Origin of the sequence: Phenylobacterium koreense (assembly GCF_040545335.1) — a bacterium.
GTDB lineage: Bacteria > Pseudomonadota > Alphaproteobacteria > Caulobacterales > Caulobacteraceae > Phenylobacterium > Phenylobacterium koreense.
Genome location: NZ_JBEPLU010000004.1, coordinates 26,887 through 46,659, shown reverse-complemented (window position 1 = coordinate 46,659; position 19,773 = coordinate 26,887). Strand labels below are relative to the sequence as shown.

General features: G+C 69.7%; 17 protein-coding genes. 6 read left to right on the top strand and 11 right to left on the bottom strand.

Annotated elements, in window-relative coordinates; translation table 11 throughout:
• Positions 1-2: 2 nt before the first annotated feature.
• From nirD to ABID41_RS18570, 7 genes are all read right to left on the bottom strand, one after another.
• Positions 3-341: a nitrite reductase small subunit NirD gene (gene nirD / locus ABID41_RS18600; RefSeq protein ID WP_354298460.1), complete on the bottom strand. Its 339-nt coding sequence runs from the start codon at positions 339-341 to the stop codon at positions 3-5.
• A complete protein-coding gene (nirB, locus tag ABID41_RS18595) occupies positions 338-2,794 on the bottom strand; it encodes a nitrite reductase large subunit NirB (protein ID WP_354298459.1) in 2,457 nt (818 codons plus the stop codon). The genes nirD and nirB overlap by 4 nt, the downstream gene beginning before the upstream one ends.
• A gap of 18 nt (positions 2,795-2,812) precedes the next feature.
• Complete coding sequence (locus tag ABID41_RS18590; protein WP_354298458.1) at positions 2,813-4,036, bottom strand: nitrate/nitrite transporter; 1,224 nt, start codon at positions 4,034-4,036, stop codon at positions 2,813-2,815.
• A gap of 223 nt (positions 4,037-4,259) precedes the next feature.
• Entirely contained in the window at positions 4,260-5,216 is a 957-nt protein-coding gene (locus ABID41_RS18585; RefSeq protein ID WP_354298457.1) for a CmpA/NrtA family ABC transporter substrate-binding protein, read from the bottom strand.
• The gene (locus tag ABID41_RS18580; RefSeq protein WP_354298456.1) at positions 5,213-5,791 is read right to left on the bottom strand and encodes an ANTAR domain-containing response regulator; all 579 of its coding nucleotides are present in this window, start codon (positions 5,789-5,791) and stop codon (positions 5,213-5,215) included. The genes ABID41_RS18585 and ABID41_RS18580 overlap by 4 nt, the downstream gene beginning before the upstream one ends.
• A 138-nt stretch (positions 5,792-5,929) precedes the next feature.
• A complete protein-coding gene (gene hutC / locus ABID41_RS18575) occupies positions 5,930-6,637 on the bottom strand; it encodes a histidine utilization repressor (protein WP_354298455.1) in 708 nt (235 codons plus the stop codon).
• Positions 6,634-7,989, bottom strand: coding sequence for a formimidoylglutamate deiminase (locus ABID41_RS18570; protein ID WP_354298454.1), 1,356 nt, complete (start codon positions 7,987-7,989; stop codon positions 6,634-6,636). Before ABID41_RS18570 ends, hutC begins: the two co-directional genes overlap by 4 nt.
• Positions 7,990-8,072: 83 nt before the next feature.
• On the opposite strand from ABID41_RS18570, the gene hutI reads away from it, so the two are divergent.
• From hutI to ABID41_RS18545, 5 genes are read left to right on the top strand one after another with little or no spacing between them, the layout of a single operon-like run.
• On the top strand, positions 8,073-9,278 hold the full coding sequence (gene hutI, locus ABID41_RS18565; RefSeq protein WP_354298453.1) for an imidazolonepropionase: 1,206 nt from the start codon (positions 8,073-8,075) through the stop codon (positions 9,276-9,278).
• On the top strand, positions 9,275-10,804 hold the full coding sequence (hutH, locus tag ABID41_RS18560) for a histidine ammonia-lyase (RefSeq protein ID WP_435530039.1): 1,530 nt from the start codon (positions 9,275-9,277) through the stop codon (positions 10,802-10,804). The genes hutI and hutH overlap by 4 nt, the downstream gene beginning before the upstream one ends.
• On the top strand, positions 10,801-11,613 hold the full coding sequence (hutG, locus tag ABID41_RS18555; RefSeq protein WP_354298452.1) for an N-formylglutamate deformylase: 813 nt from the start codon (positions 10,801-10,803) through the stop codon (positions 11,611-11,613). The genes hutH and hutG overlap by 4 nt, the downstream gene beginning before the upstream one ends.
• Positions 11,610-13,277 (top strand): urocanate hydratase, encoded by a 1,668-nt coding sequence (gene hutU, locus ABID41_RS18550; protein WP_354298451.1) that lies wholly within the window; start codon positions 11,610-11,612, stop codon positions 13,275-13,277. The genes hutG and hutU overlap by 4 nt, the downstream gene beginning before the upstream one ends.
• Positions 13,277-13,849 carry a HutD/Ves family protein gene (locus ABID41_RS18545; RefSeq protein WP_354298450.1) on the top strand — a complete coding sequence of 191 codons (573 nt, stop codon included), beginning with the start codon at positions 13,277-13,279 and terminating at the stop codon, positions 13,847-13,849. The genes hutU and ABID41_RS18545 overlap by 1 nt, the downstream gene beginning before the upstream one ends.
• On the opposite strand, the gene ABID41_RS18540 is transcribed toward ABID41_RS18545, so the two are convergent.
• The 3 genes from ABID41_RS18540 to ABID41_RS18530 all read right to left on the bottom strand — a co-directional run bounded on the left by ABID41_RS18540 (position 13,846) and on the right by ABID41_RS18530 (position 17,131).
• Complete coding sequence (locus tag ABID41_RS18540; protein ID WP_354298449.1) at positions 13,846-14,367, bottom strand: energy transducer TonB family protein; 522 nt, start codon at positions 14,365-14,367, stop codon at positions 13,846-13,848. The two genes, ABID41_RS18545 and ABID41_RS18540, sit on opposite strands and share 4 nt — an antisense overlap.
• Positions 14,368-14,528: 161 nt before the next feature.
• On the bottom strand, positions 14,529-16,664 hold the full coding sequence (locus ABID41_RS18535; protein ID WP_354298448.1) for a TonB-dependent receptor: 2,136 nt from the start codon (positions 16,662-16,664) through the stop codon (positions 14,529-14,531).
• Positions 16,665-16,729: 65 nt separating this feature from the next.
• Positions 16,730-17,131, bottom strand: a complete 402-nt coding sequence (locus ABID41_RS18530) for a DUF2946 family protein (protein WP_354298447.1) — start codon at positions 17,129-17,131, stop codon at positions 16,730-16,732.
• Between the two features lie 537 nt (positions 17,132-17,668).
• On the opposite strand from ABID41_RS18530, the gene ABID41_RS18525 reads away from it, so the two are divergent.
• Complete coding sequence (locus tag ABID41_RS18525; protein ID WP_354298446.1) at positions 17,669-18,511, top strand: hypothetical protein; 843 nt, start codon at positions 17,669-17,671, stop codon at positions 18,509-18,511.
• 36 nt (positions 18,512-18,547) lie between these two features.
• Here ABID41_RS18525 and ABID41_RS18520 read toward each other — a convergent pair whose 3' ends face one another.
• Positions 18,548-19,747 (bottom strand): acyl-CoA dehydrogenase family protein, encoded by a 1,200-nt coding sequence (locus tag ABID41_RS18520; RefSeq protein WP_354298445.1) that lies wholly within the window; start codon positions 19,745-19,747, stop codon positions 18,548-18,550.
• Positions 19,748-19,773 lie beyond the last annotated feature (26 nt).

Here is a 19,773-nt window from a genome sequence, read left to right as displayed (position 1 = left end):
GGTCAGGTGCGGCCCAGCAGGATGCGGCCCTCACGGACCTCCAGCGGGACCACCGGCGTGCAGCCCTTGCCGCGGTCCGCGCCCATGGCCTGGCCGCTGGCGAGGTCGATGTTCCAGGCGTGCAGCGGGCAGGTCACCGCATGGCCGTGGACGATGCCCTGGCTGAGCGGGCCGCCCTTGTGCGGGCAGGCGTCCTTCAGGGCGAACACCCGCCCGTCGCCGGTACGGAAGATCGCCACCACGCCGGCCGGCGTCGGCACGCGGCGGGCGCCGCGCAGGGGGACGTCCGTGACCGCGCCGACGTCGGTCCAAACCATCGGGTCTTTGACGAGCGCGTTCATGCGGGTGCGAACTCCATGCGGCGGCTGAGGGGGTTGAATTCGTCGGTGTGGCGGCCGGCCACCCGCTCGGCCCAGGGGTCGAGGCGGAAGAACCGCTGCGAGTAGGCGAAGCGGTCGTAGAGGGCCTTGCGGGTCTCAGGATCGAGGACGGCGGCCTTGATGGCGTCGAGGCCGACCCGGGCCATCCACTTGTAGATCCGCTCCAGGTAGAAGCCCTGCTCGCGATAGAGCTGGGTGAGCGCGCAGATGGTCCAGATGGCCTCCTCTTCGGTCGCCACCTTGGTCAGCACCTCGGTTCCCTGGATGTGCAGGCCGGCGGCGCCGCCGACATGGATCTCGTAGCCGCTGTCGACGCAGATGACGCCGATGTCCTTGCAGGTGGCCTCGGCGCAGTTGCGCGGGCAGCCGGAGACGGCGAGCTTGACCTTGGCCGGCGTCCAGGCGCCCCACATGAACTTTTCCAGCCGCATGCCGAGGCCCGTGGAGTCCTGGGTCCCGAACCGGCACCAGTCGGAGCCGACGCAGGTCTTCACCGTGCGCAGGCCCTTGGCGTAGGCGTGGCCCGAGACCATGCCGGCGGCGTTGAGGTCGGCCCAGACGGCGGGGAGGTCGTCCTTCTTCACGCCCAGCAGGTCGATGCGCTGGCCGCCGGTGACCTTCACGGTCGGGATCTCGAACTTGTCGACCACGTCGGCGATGGCGCGCAGCTCGGCGGCGGTGGTCATGCCGCCCCACATGCGGGGGACGACCGAATAGGTCCCGTCCTTCTGGATGTTGGCGTGGACGCGCTCGTTGATGAAGCGCGACTGCTTGTCGTCCTGGTATTCGCCCGGCCAGGCGCAGAGCAGGTAGTAGTTCAGGGCCGGACGGCAGGAGGCGCAGCCGTCGGGGGTGGACCACTCCAGGGCCTGCATGACCGCGGGCATGGACTTCAGCCCCTCGGCGACGATGCGCTTGCGCGCGACCTCGTGGCCGTGGGTGGTGCAACTGCAAACCGGCTTGGGCCCGGTCTGGGCCTTGAAGCCGTCGCCAAGGGTCAGGGCCAGAAGCTTCTCGACCAACGGCGTGCAGGAGCCGCAGGAGGCCGAGGCCTTGGTGACCGCGCGCACGTCGTCGAGGGTCGAAAGGCCCTGCCCGGCGATGGCCTCGGTGATCGCGCCCTTGCACACGCCGTTGCAGCCGCACACCTCGGCGTCGTCGCCGAGAGCCGCAACGGCCGCGCTAGGGTCCAGGCCCCGAAGGCCCTCCGTCACCGTCTGGCCGAAGATCAGCGTCTCGCGGATGTCGGTGACCTGCGCGGCCTGGCGCATGAGGTCGAAGTACCAGGCGCCGTCGGCGGCGTCGCCGAACAGCACCGCGCCGGCGACCTTGCCGTCCTCGATGACCACGCGCTTGTAGACGCCGCGGCCGGCGTCGCGGAAGACGATGTCTTCGCACCCCTCCCCGCCTGAGAACTTGCCGGCGGAGAAGACGTCGACCCCCGACACCTTGAGGCGGGTGGAGAGCACCGAACCCTCATAGGCCGCCGAGCCGCCGGTCATGTCGGCGCCGAGCGTCTTGCACATCTCCCAGATGGGGGCGACGAGGCCGTAGCACTGGCCGCGATGCTCGACGCACTCGCCCACCGCCGAGATGCGCGGGTCGGACGTGCGCATGGCGTCGTCGACCACGATCCCGCGTCCGACCTCGAGACCGGCGGCCTTGCCGAGCGCGGTGTTGGGCCGGATGCCGACGGCCATGACCAGCAGGTCGCACGGCAGGGTTCGGCCGTCCTTCAGCTTCAGCCCGGCGACCCTGCCTTCTTCGCCGACGATCTCCTCGGAGACGGCGCCGAGCTCGGTGGCGACGCCCTTGTCGGCGAGGGCGCTGGCCAGGAGGAAGCCGGCCGAGGCGTCGAGCTGACGCTCCATCAGCACGTCGACCAGATGGACGACGGTCGCGGCCATCCCCCGGCGCACCAGGCCATAGGCGGCCTCGATCCCCAGTAGGCCGCCGCCGATCACCACCGCCCTGGCGCCTGGCTGAGCGGAGGCGGCGATCATCGCGTCCACATCGTCGAGGTCACGGAAGGTGACGACGCCGGAAAGGTCGCTTCCGGGCAGCGGCAGGCGGATCGGGTCGGAGCCCGTGGCCAGGATCATCCGGTCGTAGCCGATCTCCAGCCCGCCCTCGGCGCGGACTACCCGGGCCTCGCGGTCGATGGCCTGGACGGCGCGCCCGGCGTGCAGGGTGATGGCGTTGTCGCGATACCAGGCCTCGTCATTGATGACGATGTCGGCGAAGGCCTTCTCTCCCGCCAGCACCGGCGAGAGCATGATGCGGTCGTAGTTCACTCGCGGCTCGGCGCCGAAGATGGTGATCTCGTAGCGGCCGGGATCGCGCTTGAGGATCTCCTGGACGGCGCGACAGCCGGCCATTCCGTTGCCGACGACGACAAGTCGTTCCTTGGACATGAGGCAAACTCCGAAAGATCAGACGCGAGAGGCCGAGCCGGCGGCGTCCGCCGCCGCGATCCAGGTCCGGCGCCAGCGCGCCTTGACGCCGGTCAGGCAAGTGAGGGCGATGAGCGCGAGCCCGGCGAAGGCGAGCAGCCCGGCCTGGTAGGAGCCGGTGGCCTGCTTGGCCCAGCCGAGGCTGGCGGCGAGGTAGAAGCCGCCGACGCCGCCGGTCATGCCGACAAGGCCGGTGACCACGCCGATCTCCTTGCCGAACCGCTGGGGCGCGAGCTGGAACACCGCGCCGTTGCCCGCGCCCAGGGCCATCATGCTGAAGAGGATCAGGCCGAAGGCGACCCAGACCGTCGGCGAATGGAAGCTGGCCAGCGCCAGGCCCAGGGCGGCCAGGATGTAGACCACCGTCAGGGCGCGCGCCCCGCCGAAGCGGTCGGCGAGCGCCCCGCCCACCGGCCGCAGGAAGGAGCCGGCGAAGACGCAGGCCGCGGTGAGCACGCCCGCCGCCACCGGCGAGAGGCCGTATTCGGCGTTGAAGTAGATGGTCAGGGAGGAGGACAGGCCGACGAAGCCGCCGAAGGTGACGCTGTAGAGCAGCATCAGCCACCAGGCGTCAGGGGTCTTGAGGACGTCGAGGTACTCGGTCAGAGCCTTGGGCGGCGGGCGGTTCGGGGCGTCCTTGGCGAAAATCAGGAAGACGACGAAGGCGATGGCCAGCGGCAGGCAGGCCAGGCCGATGACATTGTTCCAGCCGAACACCTGGGCGAGGCCGGGCGCGAAGAGCGCGGCCAGGGCCGTGCCGGAGTTGCCGGCGCCGGCGATGCCCAGGGCCAGGCCCTGATGCTCGGGCGGATACCAGCGGGAGGCGAGCGGCAGGGCGATGGCGAACGAAGCCCCGGCGACGCCCAGCACCGCGCCGAGCGCCAGCACCTGGTGATAGCTGTCGATCCCGAGGACCCAGGCCGCTCCCAGCCCGGCCAGGACGACGAGTTGGGCCGCAATCCCGGTCTTCCTGGGCCCGATGTGGTCGACCAGCACGCCGGCCACCAGCCGCAGCAGGGCGCCGGCGAGCACCGGCACGGCGACCATGAAGCCTTTCTGGGCGGGATCGAGATGGAAGTCCTGGGCGATCGCGACCCCGAGGGGGCCGAGGATCACCCAGACCATGAAGCTGAGATCGAAATAGAGGAAGGACGACAGGAGGGTGGGCGTGTGGCCCGCCTTCAGGAACGAACGACTCAACATGGGTTTGGCCCCGTACGGATTGGACGGAAGCGGCGGCGTCGCCGTGGGTTCGGTCCGGCTCCTCATCGAGCCGTTCCAGGGAGCCGCGAACGCCGTTGTCCTGGGCCTTGGATTGAAGGAAATCAGCGGCCGGGCCGGGCCGTCATCTGCCTACGTAACGGCGGATGCTCGAATTCGTGCAGCAGATCAAAAATCGGGCGCCACCGACCCTCCTGATCGAAATTTAGGCGATGCCTAATGCACGGGCATAGAGATCGGGCCGATAGACCACGCGGGCAGCGGCGTCGTCGCCCTGGACCTGGCCCCAGCGGCGCATCTGGGCGAGCAGCCAAGCGGCCTGCTCCGGGGCCGGCCGAGGGGCTCCGAAGGCGACGGTGCGCAGACCGGCGGCCACGATCTCAGGCGAGAGGCCCAGATAATCGGGGCCAGACAGCAGCGCCGCGAGGCTTCGGCGATTTTCCGGAGCTTGCGCCCAGGCCAGGGCGCGCACGAGGGCCCGCACCAGAGCATCGAGCGTCGCGGGGTTGGCTCCTGCCCAGGCGGCGGTGACGCCCAGCACCTTGTCGGGCGCGCCGGGGGCGATCTCCGCGGCGTGGGCGGCGATGGTCCCGACGCCGGCGGCCACGGCGACCGCGTTCCAGGGCTCGCCGGCGCAGAAGCCCTCGATCACCCCACCGGCGAGCAGCTCGGCCATGCGCGGCGGCGGGGCGATCGTGAGCCGGACGTCCCGGTCGGGATCGACGCCGGCCTCCGCCATCCAGCGTCTCAGGAGGTAGTTGTGGGTGGAAAAGGGAAAGACGACGCTGAAGGTGAGCCGGCTGGCCTCCAGCTCGCGGCGCCTGGCCACGAGGGCCGCCAGGGCCCGCCCGCTAGGATCGGCCTCGACGCCAAGCCGGGTCGAGACGGTCACCGCCGAAGCATCCATGGCCAGGGTCAGGGGCGCGACCATGGCCGCCCGCTCACTGCCCACGCCAAGCGTCTGGGCCAGCACCATGGGCGCGAGCATGTGCGCGGCGTCGAGCGCCCCGAACGCCACCTTGTCGCGGATGGTCGCCCAGGAAACCTCGCGCGACAGCTCGACCTCCAACCCCTCGTCGGCGAAGAAGCCTGCCTCCTGGGCGACGATCAGGGCCGCGGCGTCCACCAGCGGCACGAACCCCAGCTTCAGGCGCACGCTCACGATTGGTCTCCCTTGAGCACTCCGGCGAAGGCGAGCAGGTCGGCGGCGACCGCGCCGAGCGGGCGGCCGGTGTCCATGGAGAGCTTGCGCAGCAGCTTGTAGGCCGCCCCCTCCTCGAGCCCGCGCTCCTTCATCAGCAGCGCCTTGGCCCGTTCGATGGTCTTGCGGGAGGCCAGGTCCGCCTTGGCCTTCTCCAGGTCCTTGCGCAGTTGGTGCATGAGTTGGAAGCGGCTGATGGCCACCGCCAGCACGTCGCGCACCCGGCCGGGCGTCAGGCCGGCGACCACATAGGCCGCGACGCCCGCGCGCACGGCCTCCTCGGCGAAGCCGGGTTCGGAGCGATCCACGAACATCACCACCGGGCGGGGGTTGGAGAGGCTGGCCTCGCGCAGGCTGTCGATGGTGTCGCGGTCCGGGCTCTCGGCGGCGACCACGACCACGTCGGGCGCGAAGGCCGCAGCCTCGGCTTCGTCATAGGCGCCGGCATGCCGAACCTCCAGCGGTTCGACACCCGCCAGCCCCTCGGCCACCAGAGCGGCCCGGGCCGAATCCGGATCAATCACCAGCACGCGCATGACCGCCGACTACGAACCGTGATCGCGCGAATGGCAGAGCCTTGTCATCGACGCGAGATCAAGCGCCTGGAAATGCGCAGGGATCGGTCAGGCGGCGCCGCCGGACTGGGCGCCTTCGTCATCGAGCTGCCAGTAGCCCTAAGGGCGAGGCCCGAAGCGCGCCACCAGATCATAGGCGTCGCCGGGGAAGACCATCCGCACATGGGTGATGCGGTCGGCGCCGCGCCAGGTCTGGCGCTCCAGCACCAGGCACGCCACCGTGGCCGCAATTCCCAGCTCCGCCGCGGTCGCGCGGCTGGGATTGGCGGCGCTGATGCGATGCTCGGCCTCGGTCCAGGGGATATGCCCCAGCAACCAGCCGCCCGCAGGGGTCTTGGCGAAATCGACCTCGGCCGCGGCCGGCGCGGCGTCCAGGTTGATCAGCCGCTCCTCCAAGGCGAAAGGCCGGTCGCTCGCCCTGTGCAGGCAACGGAGCGCCAGCAGGTTCACCGGCGTATCGAGGCCGAGCTTGTCCATGTCACGCGGACTGGCCGTCCCGACGCGCCGCTCCAGCAACTGGTAGCCGTAGGGCTCGCCGCGGGCGGTGACCTCCGAGGCGATGTCCGGAATATCGAGCACTACCGAGTGGATCCGCGGCCGGGCGACGAAGGTGCCGGCCTTGCGACGCCGCTCGATGAGGCCCTGCTCGGCCAGGGGCGCGAGCGCCTTGTTCACGGTCATGCGCGAGCAGCCGTACTGCGCCATCAGCTCATGCTCGAACGGAATGCGGCGGCCCGGCGCCCAGGCGCCCGACAGGATGCGCTCGGAGATGTCGGCGCGGATCTGCTTGTGCAGCGGCTCGGTCATGCGAGCAGCCGCTGCAGCGTTTGCCGGTAGCGCGCCACGATCGTCGCGCGGCCGACGTGGCGGCCATCTGCGACCACCTGCCGTCCCGCCCTCCAGACGTCTCGTATCGGACGGCCGCCCGCGAAGACGAAGGCGTCGAGAATCTCGTCACCGACGCGGCCGGCGATGTCGGGATGCTCGGCGTCCAGGGTCACGATGTCCGCGGACGCCCCCACCGCCAGGCCGACCTGCGAGACGCCCAGCGCCTGCGCGCCCCCGGCGAGGGCGCCGCGGTAGAGCGCGCCTCCCGTCGAGGCGCCCGGCGCCGGCGCCAGCACGTTGCGCGCGCGCTCGCTCAGGCGCTGGCCGTATTCCAGGAGCCGCAGCTCCTCCGCCGCGTCGATCCGCACATTGGAGTCCGATCCCACGCCAAACACCCCCGCCTCAGCCAAGTAGGCCGCCGCAGGGAAGACGCCGTCCCCGAGATTGGCCTCGGTGATCGGGCACAGGCCCGCCACCGCGCCGCTGGCGGCCAGCCGCCCGCGCTCGCTCGCGGTCATATGGGTGGCGTGCACAAGGCACCAGCGCCGATCGGGATAAAAGCGATCCTGCAGCCATTCCACGGGCCGTGCGCCGCTCCAGGCCAGGCAGTCGTCGACCTCCTTCACCTGCTCTGCGATGTGGATGTGGATCGGACCGTCCAGCCTGGTCACCGCCGCAAGCTCCGCCTCGGTCACCGCCCGCAGGCTATGCGGAGCGATGCCGACCACCGCGTCGGGCAGGCCTCGCACGGCACGGCGGGCGGCCTCGTACAGCCGCTCATAGCCGGCGATGTCGTTCAAGAACCGCTTCTGGCTCTCCAGGGGCGCGACGCCGCCGAAGCCTGAGTGAGCGTAGAACACCGGCAGCAGGGTGAGGCCAATTCCCGTCGCCTCGGCGGCGGCGGCGATGCGCGCCGCCATCTCCGCGATGTCTGCATAGGGCCGACCGTCGGTGTCGTGATGCAGGTAGTGGAACTCGCCCACGCGCGTGAAGCCGGCTTCCAGCATCTCGGCGAAAGCCAGGGCGGCGATGGCCTCGACATCGTCGGGCGAGAGCTTGCCCACGAACCGATACATCAGCTCCCGCCAGGTCCAGAAGCTGTCGCCTTCGGGGCCGCGCACCTCGGTCAGCCCGGCCATGGCGCGCTGGAACGCGTGGCTGTGAAGGTTGGGCAGGCCGGGCAATCCGATCGCCGCCCGGACATCCGAGCCGCCCGTCGGAACGCGGGTCTCCACCGAGGCAATCTGGCCGTCCTCGACGCTCAAGCGAACGTTACGGGCCCATCCCGCAGGAAGCAGCGCTGTCTGGAACCAGTGGAAGGTCGCGCCCATCGGAGCTCTCCTTGATCCCATTATGTCTATACAAATTACGACATCGTCGCTAGTAAGACGCAACGACTGATCGGAGGAAACCTTTGCGCTGCGATCGAGTCTGGCGGAACGCCCGCCTCGCCACGCTCGCGCCTGGCCTGCCCGGCCTGGGCGAGATCGACCGCGGCGTGGTGGCTGCGCAGAACGGCCAGATCGCCTGGGCGGGCGCCGAAGCCGCGGCCCCGGCCTTTGAGGCGGCCGAAACCATCGACTGCGAAGGCCGCTGGATCACGCCCGGCCTCATCGACCCTCACACCCACCTGGTCCACGGCGGGGACCGCGCTCACGAATTCGAGCTGCGGCTGACCGGGGCGAGCTACGAGGAGATCGCGCGGGCCGGCGGCGGCATCGTCTCGACCATGGCCGCCACGCGCGCCGCTTCGGAAGACGAGTTGGTCGCCCAGGCGCTACCGCGCCTCGACGCCCTGATCGCCGAGGGCGCGACCACCATCGAGATCAAGTCCGGCTACGGCCTGTCGCTGGAGCATGAGCTGAAGTCGCTGCGCGCCGCGCGGCGGCTGGGCGAGGTCCGGCCGGTGACGATCGCCACCACCTTCCTAGGAGCGCACGCCCTGCCCCCGGAGTTCAAGGACGACGCCGACAGCTATGTCGACCTCGTCTGCCGCGAGATGATCCCGGCGGTGGCGGCCGAAGGCCTCGCCGACGCCGTCGACGCCTTCTGCGAAGGGATCGGCTTCGACGTGGAACAGACCCGGCGTGTCTTCGAGGCGGCCAAGGCGCATGGCCTCCCCGTCAAGCTGCATGCGGAGCAGCTTTCCAACCTGCATGGCGCTGCGCTGGCGGCCGGGTTCGGCGCGCTGTCGGCCGACCACCTGGAGCATCTGGACGAAGCCGGGATCGCGGCCATGGCCAAGGCCGGCACGGTCGCGACGCTGTTGCCCGGCGCCTACTATTTCGTGCGCGAGACGAAGCCGCCGCCGGTCGAAGCGCTTCGGGCGGCCGGCGTGCCGATAGCCCTGGCCACCGACTGCAACCCCGGCACCTCGCCGCTGACCTCGCTGCTGCTCAGCCTCAACATGGCCGCGACCTTGTTCCGCCTGACCGTCGACGAGTGCCTGGCGGGCGTGACCCGCGAGGCCGCCCGCGCTCTGGGCCGCCAGTCTGACATCGGCACGATCGAGGCCGGCAAGGTCTGCGACCTGGCCATCTGGGACATCGAGCGTCCCGCCGAGCTCGTCTACCGGATGGGCTTCAACCCCCTGCATACCCGCGTCTGGAGAGGTCTGTGAGCGACATCCCCCTGGTTCCCGGCGACACGCCGCTCTCCGCCTGGCGCGAGGTCTATCGTGGGGCGTCCGTGCGCCTACACGGCTCGGCCGCGGGCCCGGTGGCCACGAGCGCGGCGGCGATCGAGCGCATCCTGGCCAAGGGCGCGCCCGTCTATGGGATCAACACCGGCTTTGGAAAGCTGGCCAGCGTCCGGATCGACGACGCGGACCTGGCGCGGCTCCAGCGCAATATCGTGCTGTCCCACGCCGCCGGAACCGGCGAGCCTTCGCCCACCGCCATCGTACGGCTGATGATGGCGCTGAAGCTGGCGAGCCTGGCCCAGGGCGCCTCGGGCGTGCGGCCGGCCACGGTCGCCCTGCTCGAAAGGATGATCGTCGCGGGCCTAACCCCGGTCGTGCCCAGCCAGGGCTCGGTCGGCGCCTCGGGCGATCTGGCCCCGCTCGCGCACATGGCCGCCGCGATGATCGGCGTCGGCGAGATCGAAGTCGGCGGCGTGCGCCAACCTGCGGACGCGGCGCTGCGCGCCTCGGGCCTGGAGCCCCTGGCTCTGGGGCCGAAGGAGGGGCTGGCGCTGCTGAACGGCACCCAGTTCTCCACCGCCAACGCCCTGGCCGGCCTGTTCGACGCCGAGCGGCTGTTCCAGGCGGCCCTGGTCACCGGCGCTCTCTCGACGGAGGCCGCCAAGGGTTCGGACACGCCTTTCGACCACCGCATCCACACGCTGCGTCGCCAGCCTGGCCAGATCGAGACCAGCGACGCTCTGCGGGCCTTGATGGCGGGCTCGGCGATCCGCGCCTCGCACCTGAAGGACGACGAGCGCGTCCAGGACCCCTATTGCCTGCGCTGCCAGCCGCAGGTCATGGGCGCGGCTCTGGACGTCCTGCGCCAGGCGGCCACGACGTTGGGCTACGAGGCCAACGGCGTCTCGGACAATCCGCTGATCTTCGCCGAGACCGACGAGGCGCTGTCGGGCGGCAATTTCCACGCCGAGCCGGTGGCCTTCGCGGCCGACATGATCGCCCTCGCGGTCTGCGAGATCGGATCGCTCGCCGAGCGGCGTATCGCCATGCTGGTCGACCCGGCGCTCTCCGGCCTGCCGGCGTTCCTGACGCCCAAGCCCGGCCTGAATTCGGGCTTCATGATCCCGCAGGTGACGGCCGCGGCGCTCGTCTCGGAGAACAAGCAGCGGGCCTACCCGGCCAGCGTCGACTCCATCCCGACCTCCGCCAACCAGGAAGATCACGTCTCGATGGCCGCACACGGCGCGGCGCGGCTGCTGCCGATGGCGCGCAACGCCACGGCGGTCGTGGGCGTCGAACTGCTGGCCGCGGCGCAAGGCTGCGACTTCCACCGTCCCCTGACCTCCAGCCCGGCGCTGGAAGCAGTCCGCACCCTGCTGCGCGGCCAGGTCCCGCACCTCGACGACGATCGCCACTTCCACCCGGACATCGAGGCCGCCAACGCGTTCGTGCGGTCGGGCAAGATCGCCGCGGCCGCGGCGCTGTCGCTCCCGGGTGTGGCATGACCGACTGGCTGCAGATCCACCGGGGGACGGCGCCGCTCGTCGTCAGTTTCCCTCACACCGGGACCGAGATCCCGGCAAAGGTCGCCGCCCAGGTGGTCTCGCCATGGCTGGCGCGCAAGGACGCCGACTGGTGGATCGAACAGCTCTATGACTTCGCACCATCTCTGGGCGCCACGACCGTCCGCACAGCCGTCAGCCGGACCGTCATCGACGTGAACCGCGATCCGTCGGGCGCCTCGCTCTATCCCGGCCAGGCGACGACCGAGCTGTGCCCCACGACCACCTTCGACGGCGAGCCGCTCTATCGGGCGGGCGGGCCCGACGCCGCCGAGATCGAGCGCCGCCGCGTCGAGTATTTCGATCCCTACCATGCCGCCCTGCGCGGCGAGCTGGACCGGCTTCTCGCCCTTCACGGCAAGGTCGTGCTCTACGAGGCCCATTCGATCCGCTCGGTCATCCCGCGGCTGTTCGAGGGCGAGCTGCCGAATTTCAACATCGGCGCCAACGCCGGCCGGAGCTGCGCGCGCGAGCTGACCGCCGCGGTGGAGGCCGCGTGCGACGCCAGCCCGTTCAACCGCGTCACCAATGGCCGGTTCAAGGGCGGCTGGACCACGCGTCACTACGGACAGCCCGGCCAGGGGGTCCACGCCATCCAGATGGAACTCGCCTGCCGCGGCTACATGGACGAACCACCGGGCCCGCCAAGCCCGGACAATTGGCCGACGCCCTACGAAGCCGCCCGCGCCAGCGCCATGCGCGCCGCCCTCATTGACGTCCTCAATGCCTGCCTGGACTTCGCCAAACAATGACCCGCAAAGACCCCACCCGCGTGATCCGCCCGGCGACCGGCGCCGAACGCACCGCTAAGAGCTGGCTGACCGAGGCCCCGCTTCGGATGCTGATGAACAACCTGCATCCCGATGTCGCCGAGCGGCCCGAGGAGCTCGTGGTCTACGGCGGCATCGGCCGCGCCGCGCGCGACTGGGAGAGCTATGACCGGATCGTCGAGACCCTGCGGCGGCTGGAGGACGACGAGACCCTGCTGGTGCAGTCCGGCAAGCCGGTAGGCGTGTTCCGCACCCACACGGACGCCCCGCGGGTGCTGATCGCCAACTCCAACCTGGTGCCGCACTGGGCCGACTGGGAGCACTTCCACGAGCTCGATCGCAAAGGCCTGGCCATGTACGGCCAGATGACGGCGGGATCGTGGATCTACATCGGGACCCAGGGGATCGTTCAGGGGACCTACGAGACCTTCGCCGAGATGGGCCGCCAGCACTATGGCGGCGACCTCTCGGGGCGCTGGTTGCTGACCGCGGGGCTCGGCGGCATGGGCGGGGCCCAGCCCTTGGCCGCCGTCATGGCGGGCGCCTCGTGCCTGGCGATCGAGTGCCAGCCTTCCCGGATCGAGATGCGGATGCGCACCGGCTATCTCGACCGCGCCACGGAGAGCCTGGACGAGGCGTTGGCGATCATCGAGGAGGCGACACGCACGAAGCAGGCGATCTCCGTCGGCCTGCTCGGCAACGCCTGCGAGGTGCTGCCAAAGATGCTCGCCCGCGGCGTGAGGCCCGACCTGCTCACCGACCAGACATCAGCCCACGACCCGGTCAACGGCTACCTGCCCAAGGGCTGGACGCTGGAGCGCTGGTTCGCCATGCGCGAACAGGACCCGAGCCAGGTCGAGGAAGCGGCCCGCGCCTCCATGGCCGAGCATGTCCAGGCGATGCTGGCCTTCCGCGAGGCCGGCGTTCCGACCGTCGATTACGGCAACAACATCCGCCAGGTGGCGAAGGACGCGGGCGTTGCGAACGCCTTCGACTTCCCAGGCTTCGTGCCGGCCTACATCCGTCCGCTGTTCTGCCGCGGGATCGGGCCGTTCCGCTGGGTCGCGCTCTCAGGCGATCCGGAGGACATCTTCAAGACCGACGCCAAGGTGAAGGAGCTGATCCCCGACGATCCGCATCTGCACAACTGGCTCGACATGGCCAGAGAGCGGATCAAGTTCCAGGGCCTGCCGGCGCGGATCTGCTGGGTGGGCCTGGGCGACCGGCACCGGCTCGGCCTCGCGTTCAATGAGATGGTCGCCAAGGGCGAGCTGAAGGCTCCGGTCGTCATCGGACGCGACCATCTGGATTCCGGGTCGGTCGCCTCCCCCAACCGCGAGACCGAGGCCATGCGGGACGGCTCGGACGCCGTCTCCGACTGGCCGCTGCTGAACGCCCTGCTCAACACCGCTTCCGGCGCGACCTGGGTGTCCCTGCACCATGGCGGCGGCGTCGGCATGGGCTACTCCCAGCACGCGGGCATGGTCATCGTCTGCGATGGCACGCAGGCCGCCGCCAAGCGTATCGAGCGGGTGCTGTGGAACGACCCGGCCACCGGCGTGATGCGCCACGCCGACGCCGGATACGAGATCGCCCTCGAGGTGGCTCGCGAAAAGAAGCTGGACCTGCCGGGCATCCTCGGCTGATGCAGGTTCTGCGCGCCGCCGACCGCGCCGCCACGCCCTGGAAGAACGGCGGCGGCGTAACGCGTGAGGTGGCGGCCTGGCCGCCCGGCGCCGGCTTCGAGGACTTCCGCTGGCGGGTGAGCATGGCGCAGGTCCGGGAGGATGGCCCGTTCTCACTCTTTCCGGGCGTCGACCGCATCCTCACCGTGCTCTCGGGCCGCCTCGTGCTGAGCTTTGACGGGCGCGCCGACCTGGAGCTGGGTCCGGACTCGGCTCCGGCCAGCTTTCCGGGTGACGTGGCGATCATGGGGCGCGTCCCGAACGGGCCGGTCAGCGACCTCAACGTCATGACCCGGCGCGCCGTCAGTTCGGCGGCCGTCACAAGGGTCGACGTCCGGCGCAAACGCGTGACCGCGCCGGCTTCCGGAGCCCGGCTGGTGCTGGTCCGCGATCGGGTGCTGGCCAGGGGATCGGTCGACATCGAACTGGAGCCCGATGACGCCGTGCTGTTGGCGCCCACCGACCAGGCGCTCACGCTCTACGCCACCGACGCGACGGTGTACGTGGTCGATCTGACCGACGCCACGGCCTAGTTGAAATGAAAGGCCAGGGTGAATTCGGACTCGTCCGCGGCCAGACTTTCCGGCGGTCGCGGAAACGGCGCGGCCAGGCGGACGGTGCGAAGCGCAAGCCGGTCGAGCTGGCCGGCGCCGCTGGATCGATCAAGCGAGAGCTTGCGCAGCCGGCCGTCGCGATCGACGGAAAAGCGCACCAGCGCTTCGCCCTCGAAATGGATGCCGGCCGGCCGTCGAGCGGCGATCCATGCCCACAGCCGGCCCCCATAGGCTGCGCGATCAGCCTCCGGGGCCGCAGGCGGGTCAGTCGCGCGCTCGGGCGACCTGGAAGGCGGCGCTCCAGCCTCGCTGGCCGGCGACGACGAGAACGCGGCGGGCGTCGCGACGGCGGAGCGCTGAACCTCCATGGCCAGCGACGCCGGCGCGGCCGTCGTGCGAACGTCCCGAGGCGCCGATCGCTCCTCATCACGCGCATGAGGAGCTTCCCTGGCGATCATCCGCGTCCCGGGGGCGATCCCGGGGGACAGCGTGATCATGACGATGGGAGCGCCTGCCCCGCCCTCACGCGCGGAGCGGGCGGTGTTGCTCGCGAGCAGAACGGCTGCAAGCAAGCTTCCGTGCACGAGCAGTGACCCGAGGACCGCAAAGGTCCTCGAGGCATCTGCGCTGGCCAACGGCCGTGCGGGACTGGCCATGCTCAGAACGTCGCAGCCAATCCGATATTGACCGAGCGGCCCCGGCCGGGAACCGGCCTCAAGTCCCCCGTCGCCCTAAGGTCGCCGAGCGACATGCCGCCGAGCGGCAGGTCATGGTCCTTGTCGAGCAGGTTTTGCACATCGAGGTTCAGCCGATAGCGCCCCCATGCATAGCCGGTGCGCAGGTTGATCAGCGCATACCCCGCCGTGCGGGGCTCGTTGCGCCTCGCATCGACCCGGTTCTTGTCGGCCACGAGTTCCAGTTCAGCCGCGCTTTCCCAGCCACCGAGCTGATGCTCCAGGCCGAGCTTCGCGTTGAACGGCATCTGATGATAGAGCGCGCCGCCACCGTCGAGATTGCGCCCGCGAAGCCAGCTCGCCGTCGCGGTCAACCTAGTCGAGCCGGCTGCGGACGAACGCCACAGGGGAACAGCGCCCGAGACATCGACGCCGTAGAACTCAGCTTTGCGGTTGGCGAACTGCAACTGCGCGAAACCCGTCGGGGCGCCGGTCGTGTCCGTGAAATCGGCGAGCTTGACCACGTCGATATAGTCGTGAACGCGCGTGTAATAAGGCGCGATCCGCAGCGCCCAGCCATCGCCGTCGCCTTTGAGGCTCGCCGCGGCGCTCACCGTGTCCGCTCGCTCAGGCTCCAGCGCAACGTCGCCGACATAGCCGTTGCCGTCGCCGAACCAGCCGACCATCCGGCTCGACATTGAACCGCGCCCCCAACTGTAGCGCTCGTAGATGTTGGGAGACCTGCTCTTGCGGGCATAGCCGACCTCGAAGGTCGTGCGCTGGTCGGGCGCATAGCGGAGCAGGGCCATGGCGCTCCAGTTGCTGTCGTGCCGTTGGCGGTCGGCGGCGTTGAACGCCGCGGCGGCCTTGGCGTCGGCCATGTTCATCATGGATGTCGAATAGGGCTGCACCCTGCCCGTATTCATCCAGACCTGATCGTTGCGCACGCCGACCAGCGTCGTGACCTGGGGAGTCCACAGCGCCTCCCACTCGGCGAAGACGCCGAGCCGGTCGCGCTTGGCGCCGTTCACGTTGACGTAGGTGTCAGGCCCCATCATCGCGCTGCCCGCGACCGCCGGCCAATAATCGTTGAGCCATTGATGGTGAAACTCGCCGCCCAGGCGCAGCGTGTCTCGATTGCTCAGCAATATGTCGCCCTTGAGCGTGGAGCCAGCGCTGTGGACCTCGGTGTTCATGGGCATGGCGCGCCCGGCGTCGCCCCCCTTGTCCGCCAGGAAATTCATCTCGTGGTCGGTGTCGCGATAGAAGGCTCGGAGGTCCAGGTCGCCCCAATCGAACAGGCCCTTCCAGTGACCGTTCAGGTGCCAGGACCGGTCGGACGTCATGTCCATGTACTGGTTCGGAAAGCCCTCATAGGGCGCGTAATGGTACCCACCCTTCAGCTCGAACAGGCCCGCATCGGTCTGGGCTGCAAGGCTGATCGCATGATCGGTCTTCTGGTGTTCGGTCGAGCGGACCTCGCCGTCGCCTGACCCGCCCTCATAGTTTCCGGCCTGCGCAAAGGAACCGGAGTAGGCGAAGCTGAGCCGATCATCGGCGGCCGTGAACAGGACCGCGCCGCCGACCCCGCCGCCGTTGCTGCGGTAGTATGTCGAGACCTCGCCGGTCACCAGCCTGCCGCCCGCCTTGGCGAAGCGCGGCGCGGCGGTTTCCACCAGGATGGCCCCGCCGATGCTGTCTCCGCCCATGCTCACGGGCGTCACCCCGGTGATGGCGTTGATCGCGTCGATCGTCTGAGGATCGACGTAGGACAAGGGCGGGTTCATCTGGTTGGGGCAGGAGATGTCAATCGACGCCCCATCGACCAGGATGGTCAGCCGCTGGCTTTCGAGCCCCCGGATCACCGGCAGGCCGGAAAAGCCGCCAGCGCCGAACGTGCTGACGCCGGGCGTCCGGGCGACCAGCGCCGCCGCATCGCTCGTGGTGGATCGCAGCGGCGCAAGCGTGGTGCGCGAAAGAGCCTCTCCGGGCGCATTGGCGAGACTACCGGACGCGACATCGATGGAAGGCAGGGCCAGGGTTTCCTGGGCGAGCGCGCTCGAAGCAGACAGGGCATAAACGACCGCGGCCGAGCGCGCGGCGTTGAGAATAACGGACATGGATGAATCCTGATCCAGGCGCACGGGGAGGCCGCGCGCCGCTAAAATCGAAAGGCGAAGGGGGATCAGGAGAGTTGCGGCGGCCCTATGGGCGGGGGACGCAGGAAGGATCGGGTTACCCGAGGCGCGCGGGGCGTCGCAAGGAATCCCGTGGCGAGGATGAACGCGATCGCGATCGCCAGCAGGACCGGATCGACGGCGGCGAGCGCCGGCGACGACAGGCCCGAGAAGGCGCAGGGCGGCTCGAACGTCTTACGGTCCGCCGGATCGTGGCCATCGGATTGGCCCGCAAGCTCGACCAGCAGCGTCTGCGCCCCCTGGGAGGTGCAGAGCTCGACTAGCATCTGGCCGTCCGACAGGCCGGGCATGAAGCCTGCCGGCACCGTCACCTTCATCAACAACGTCGCGCCGACCAGCCAAACGGCCAGCCAGCGATGTTGCTCAAGAAAGGTGCGGATCGCGCTCACAGCCCCGCTTTCTAGGACCGACGCCTCACGATGTCGCCTAGGTGATTGTCCCGATCCGACCGACACCCCCGCGGTCTTGGCGATGGGCGGCTTGCGTCTACATGGTCCACCATTGTTGACGAACGCTCCAATAACGCATTAGCTGCCCATCGTGGCGGCCAAGCTGGCCCAGACGGAAGAAGACCGGCGCGGCCGGCGGACTACGGGAGGTAAGATGTCGCTGACGGCCGCCCGCGAGGGCCGGATCTCACTGGGAAGCAAGATAAGCTTCGGCCTGGGACCGGACGCGGAGATGATCTCGCTCACCCTGGTCTGGCCATCGTCTACGGGCCCTGCACGATCCTGCCCGGGATCGTCGCGCTGCTGTTCTACAGTCGTTACGGCATCGACCGCGCCGCCTTTAAGCCACCAAGGCCAAGAGCGCTGAGTTGCGGCCCGCGCCGATGACGTGGAGCCCAAACCCGACCTTTCCACCACGCCCGAGATGGGCGAGCTTGAAACCACCTGACACAGAAGAAGCAGACCAGGGAGACCGCCATGACCGACCTTCAGACGGCGTCGCCGCTGAGAGGCGAGTTCCGCAACCCGCGCAACATGTTCAGCGGCGCGGAGGGTTCCATCCACAGCGACGCCACCGCCTCCAGACTGGGCTTCAAAGGCGGCACGGTGCCTGGGTCTATCCACATGGACCAGTTCGTCCCCCAACTGCTCGACATCTATGGCGAGCGCTGGTTCGAGACCGGCGGCCTCTCGCTCTACTTCACCCAGGCCACCGTAGATAACGAAGCCGTCCGGGTGGAGGTGACCCCAGATGCCGAACGTGCGCGGCTGGTCATGTTCAACGAGGCCGATGCGCTCATCTGCGAGGGCACGGCCGGCGGAAACGGCCTCGACGCCGGCTCCGAGCTCGCCCGCCGGATGGACGCCCAGGCTCCTGCGGCCCCGGGAACCCTTCGCATTCTCGGTGACATCGCCGTCGGCGACGAAAACCATGGCCTCTCCGTGCAGGTGGCGGCCGAAGCCCTGGCCCGAAGCCGGGAGACCATCACCGAGGACCTGCCGGCCTATCGCGACCTGGGGATCCTGCCCCCGTCGCACGTGGTGCGCCTGGCCCACATGACCCGCTCGGCGGCCATGGCGAAGCTGAAGCCCGCCGTCGGCCTGTTCGGGGCGCTGGAAGTGCAGCAGTTGGCCGGGCCGCTGAAGGCCGGGATCGACTATATGGCCCGAACCAAGATCCTGAAGCTCACCGAAAGCCCGAAGACCGAGAACGTCTGGTACGAGGTGGTCATCCAGGGCAAGGACGGCGGCCCCGATCTCGGGCGCGTGCTCTACTGCCTGCGCTTCATGAAGGCGTCCTCGCCGCTCTGGGCGAACTGAGGCGCTTCCCCTCTCCGGCTGGGAGAGGGGCCGCCCCTAGGCCGAAGCCGTGGGGTCGGGCAGGCCCAGGATGCGCTTTGCGATGATGTTGTACTGCACCTCCTGCGAGCCGCCGGCGATGCCGCCAGCCTTGCTGTAGAAGAGGTTGTGGCCGTCGGCGAGCTCGGCCTCGGTGAACTCATCCCCCTCCCAGGCGATGCCTCGCCAGCCGGCGAGTTCGGCGATGAGTTCGGCGCCGTCGCGGCGCAGGAAGGAACCCACCTGCTTCAGGATGGAGGTGGTGGCGTTCACCTCCTGCCCCCGCCTCGCCTGAGCCGCCACCCTGGCGTTGGTGAGCTGGAAACAGCGCAGGTCGATGTCGAACTGGCTGATCCGGGTGCGCAGGTCGGGATCAGCGAGCCGGCCCTGCTCGTCCACGCCGACATATTCCTTGGCCATCTCCGGAACGCTGGCCCGGGCCTCGGCGCGCTGCGCCTGGGCCGCGGCGGCCAGGCCCTTCCGCTCGTGCTGCAGCAGGCGCTTGGCGATCGTCCAACCGCCGTTCAGCGGCCCCACCAGGTTCTCCTTGGGAACCACCACGTCGGTGAAGAACACCTCGCAGAAGTGCGAGGCGCCGTTGATCAGCCGGATCGGCCGCGGGTCCACTCCGGGCGTGCGCATGTCGATCAGCACGAAGCTGATGCCCTCGTGCTTCTTGGTCGTGTCCGTCCGCACCAGGCAGAAGCACCAGTCGGCATGGTGCGCGCCGCTGGTCCAGATCTTCTGGCCGTTGACCAGGAAGTGGTCGCCGCGATCCTCGGCCCTGGTCTGCAGGCCGGCCAGGTCAGACCCGGCTCCCGGCTCGGAGAATCCCTGGCACCAGCGCAACTCGCCGCGGGCGATCGGCGGCAGGTGGCGGGCCTTCTGCTCTTCGTTCCCGTATTCCAGCAAGGTTGGGCCGAACATCATCGTGCCCATGCCGCCGATGGGGTTCTGGGCGCCCAGCCGCGACAGTTCCTGGGCCAGCACCTGGGCCTGCGCCGGCTCGAGGCCCGCGCCATAGGGCGCCGGCCAGGTGGGCGTGCCCCAGCCCTTCTCGCCCATGGCGATCCGCCAGCGCTCGGCGTCGGCCTCCACGTCGCCGCCGGCCGTGGCGGCGACCTCCGGCCGCGAGGACAGGGAGGGCGGGAAGTTGGCGGCGAGCCAGGCGCGGGCTTCGGCCCGAAAGGCTTCCAGATCCGGTTCGGTGTCGAACATGCAGGTGCTCCTGACGCGGTCGGGTT

What these genes read in the sequence shown, in the direction of transcription:
- hutG (WP_354298452.1), top strand. Translation starts at nt 10,801, where the DNA reads ATGACCGACTGGCTGCAGATCCACCGGGGGACGGCGCCGCTCGTCGTC.
- ABID41_RS18540 (WP_354298449.1), bottom strand. Translation starts at nt 14,367, where the DNA reads ATGATCACGCTGTCCCCCGGGATCGCCCCCGGGACGCGGATGATCGCC.
- nirD (WP_354298460.1), bottom strand. Translation starts at nt 341, where the DNA reads ATGAACGCGCTCGTCAAAGACCCGATGGTTTGGACCGACGTCGGCGCG.
- hutC (WP_354298455.1), bottom strand. Translation starts at nt 6,637, where the DNA reads ATGACCGAGCCGCTGCACAAGCAGATCCGCGCCGACATCTCCGAGCGC.
- ABID41_RS18545 (WP_354298450.1), top strand. Translation starts at nt 13,277, where the DNA reads ATGCAGGTTCTGCGCGCCGCCGACCGCGCCGCCACGCCCTGGAAGAAC.
- hutU (WP_354298451.1), top strand. Translation starts at nt 11,610, where the DNA reads ATGACCCGCAAAGACCCCACCCGCGTGATCCGCCCGGCGACCGGCGCC.
- ABID41_RS18580 (WP_354298456.1), bottom strand. Translation starts at nt 5,791, where the DNA reads ATGCGCGTGCTGGTGATTGATCCGGATTCGGCCCGGGCCGCTCTGGTG.
- ABID41_RS18590 (WP_354298458.1), bottom strand. Translation starts at nt 4,036, where the DNA reads ATGTTGAGTCGTTCGTTCCTGAAGGCGGGCCACACGCCCACCCTCCTG.
- ABID41_RS18520 (WP_354298445.1), bottom strand. Translation starts at nt 19,747, where the DNA reads ATGTTCGACACCGAACCGGATCTGGAAGCCTTTCGGGCCGAAGCCCGC.
- ABID41_RS18525 (WP_354298446.1), top strand. Translation starts at nt 17,669, where the DNA reads ATGACCGACCTTCAGACGGCGTCGCCGCTGAGAGGCGAGTTCCGCAAC.
- nirB (WP_354298459.1), bottom strand. Translation starts at nt 2,794, where the DNA reads ATGTCCAAGGAACGACTTGTCGTCGTCGGCAACGGAATGGCCGGCTGT.
- ABID41_RS18570 (WP_354298454.1), bottom strand. Translation starts at nt 7,989, where the DNA reads ATGGGCGCGACCTTCCACTGGTTCCAGACAGCGCTGCTTCCTGCGGGA.
- ABID41_RS18535 (WP_354298448.1), bottom strand. Translation starts at nt 16,664, where the DNA reads ATGTCCGTTATTCTCAACGCCGCGCGCTCGGCCGCGGTCGTTTATGCC.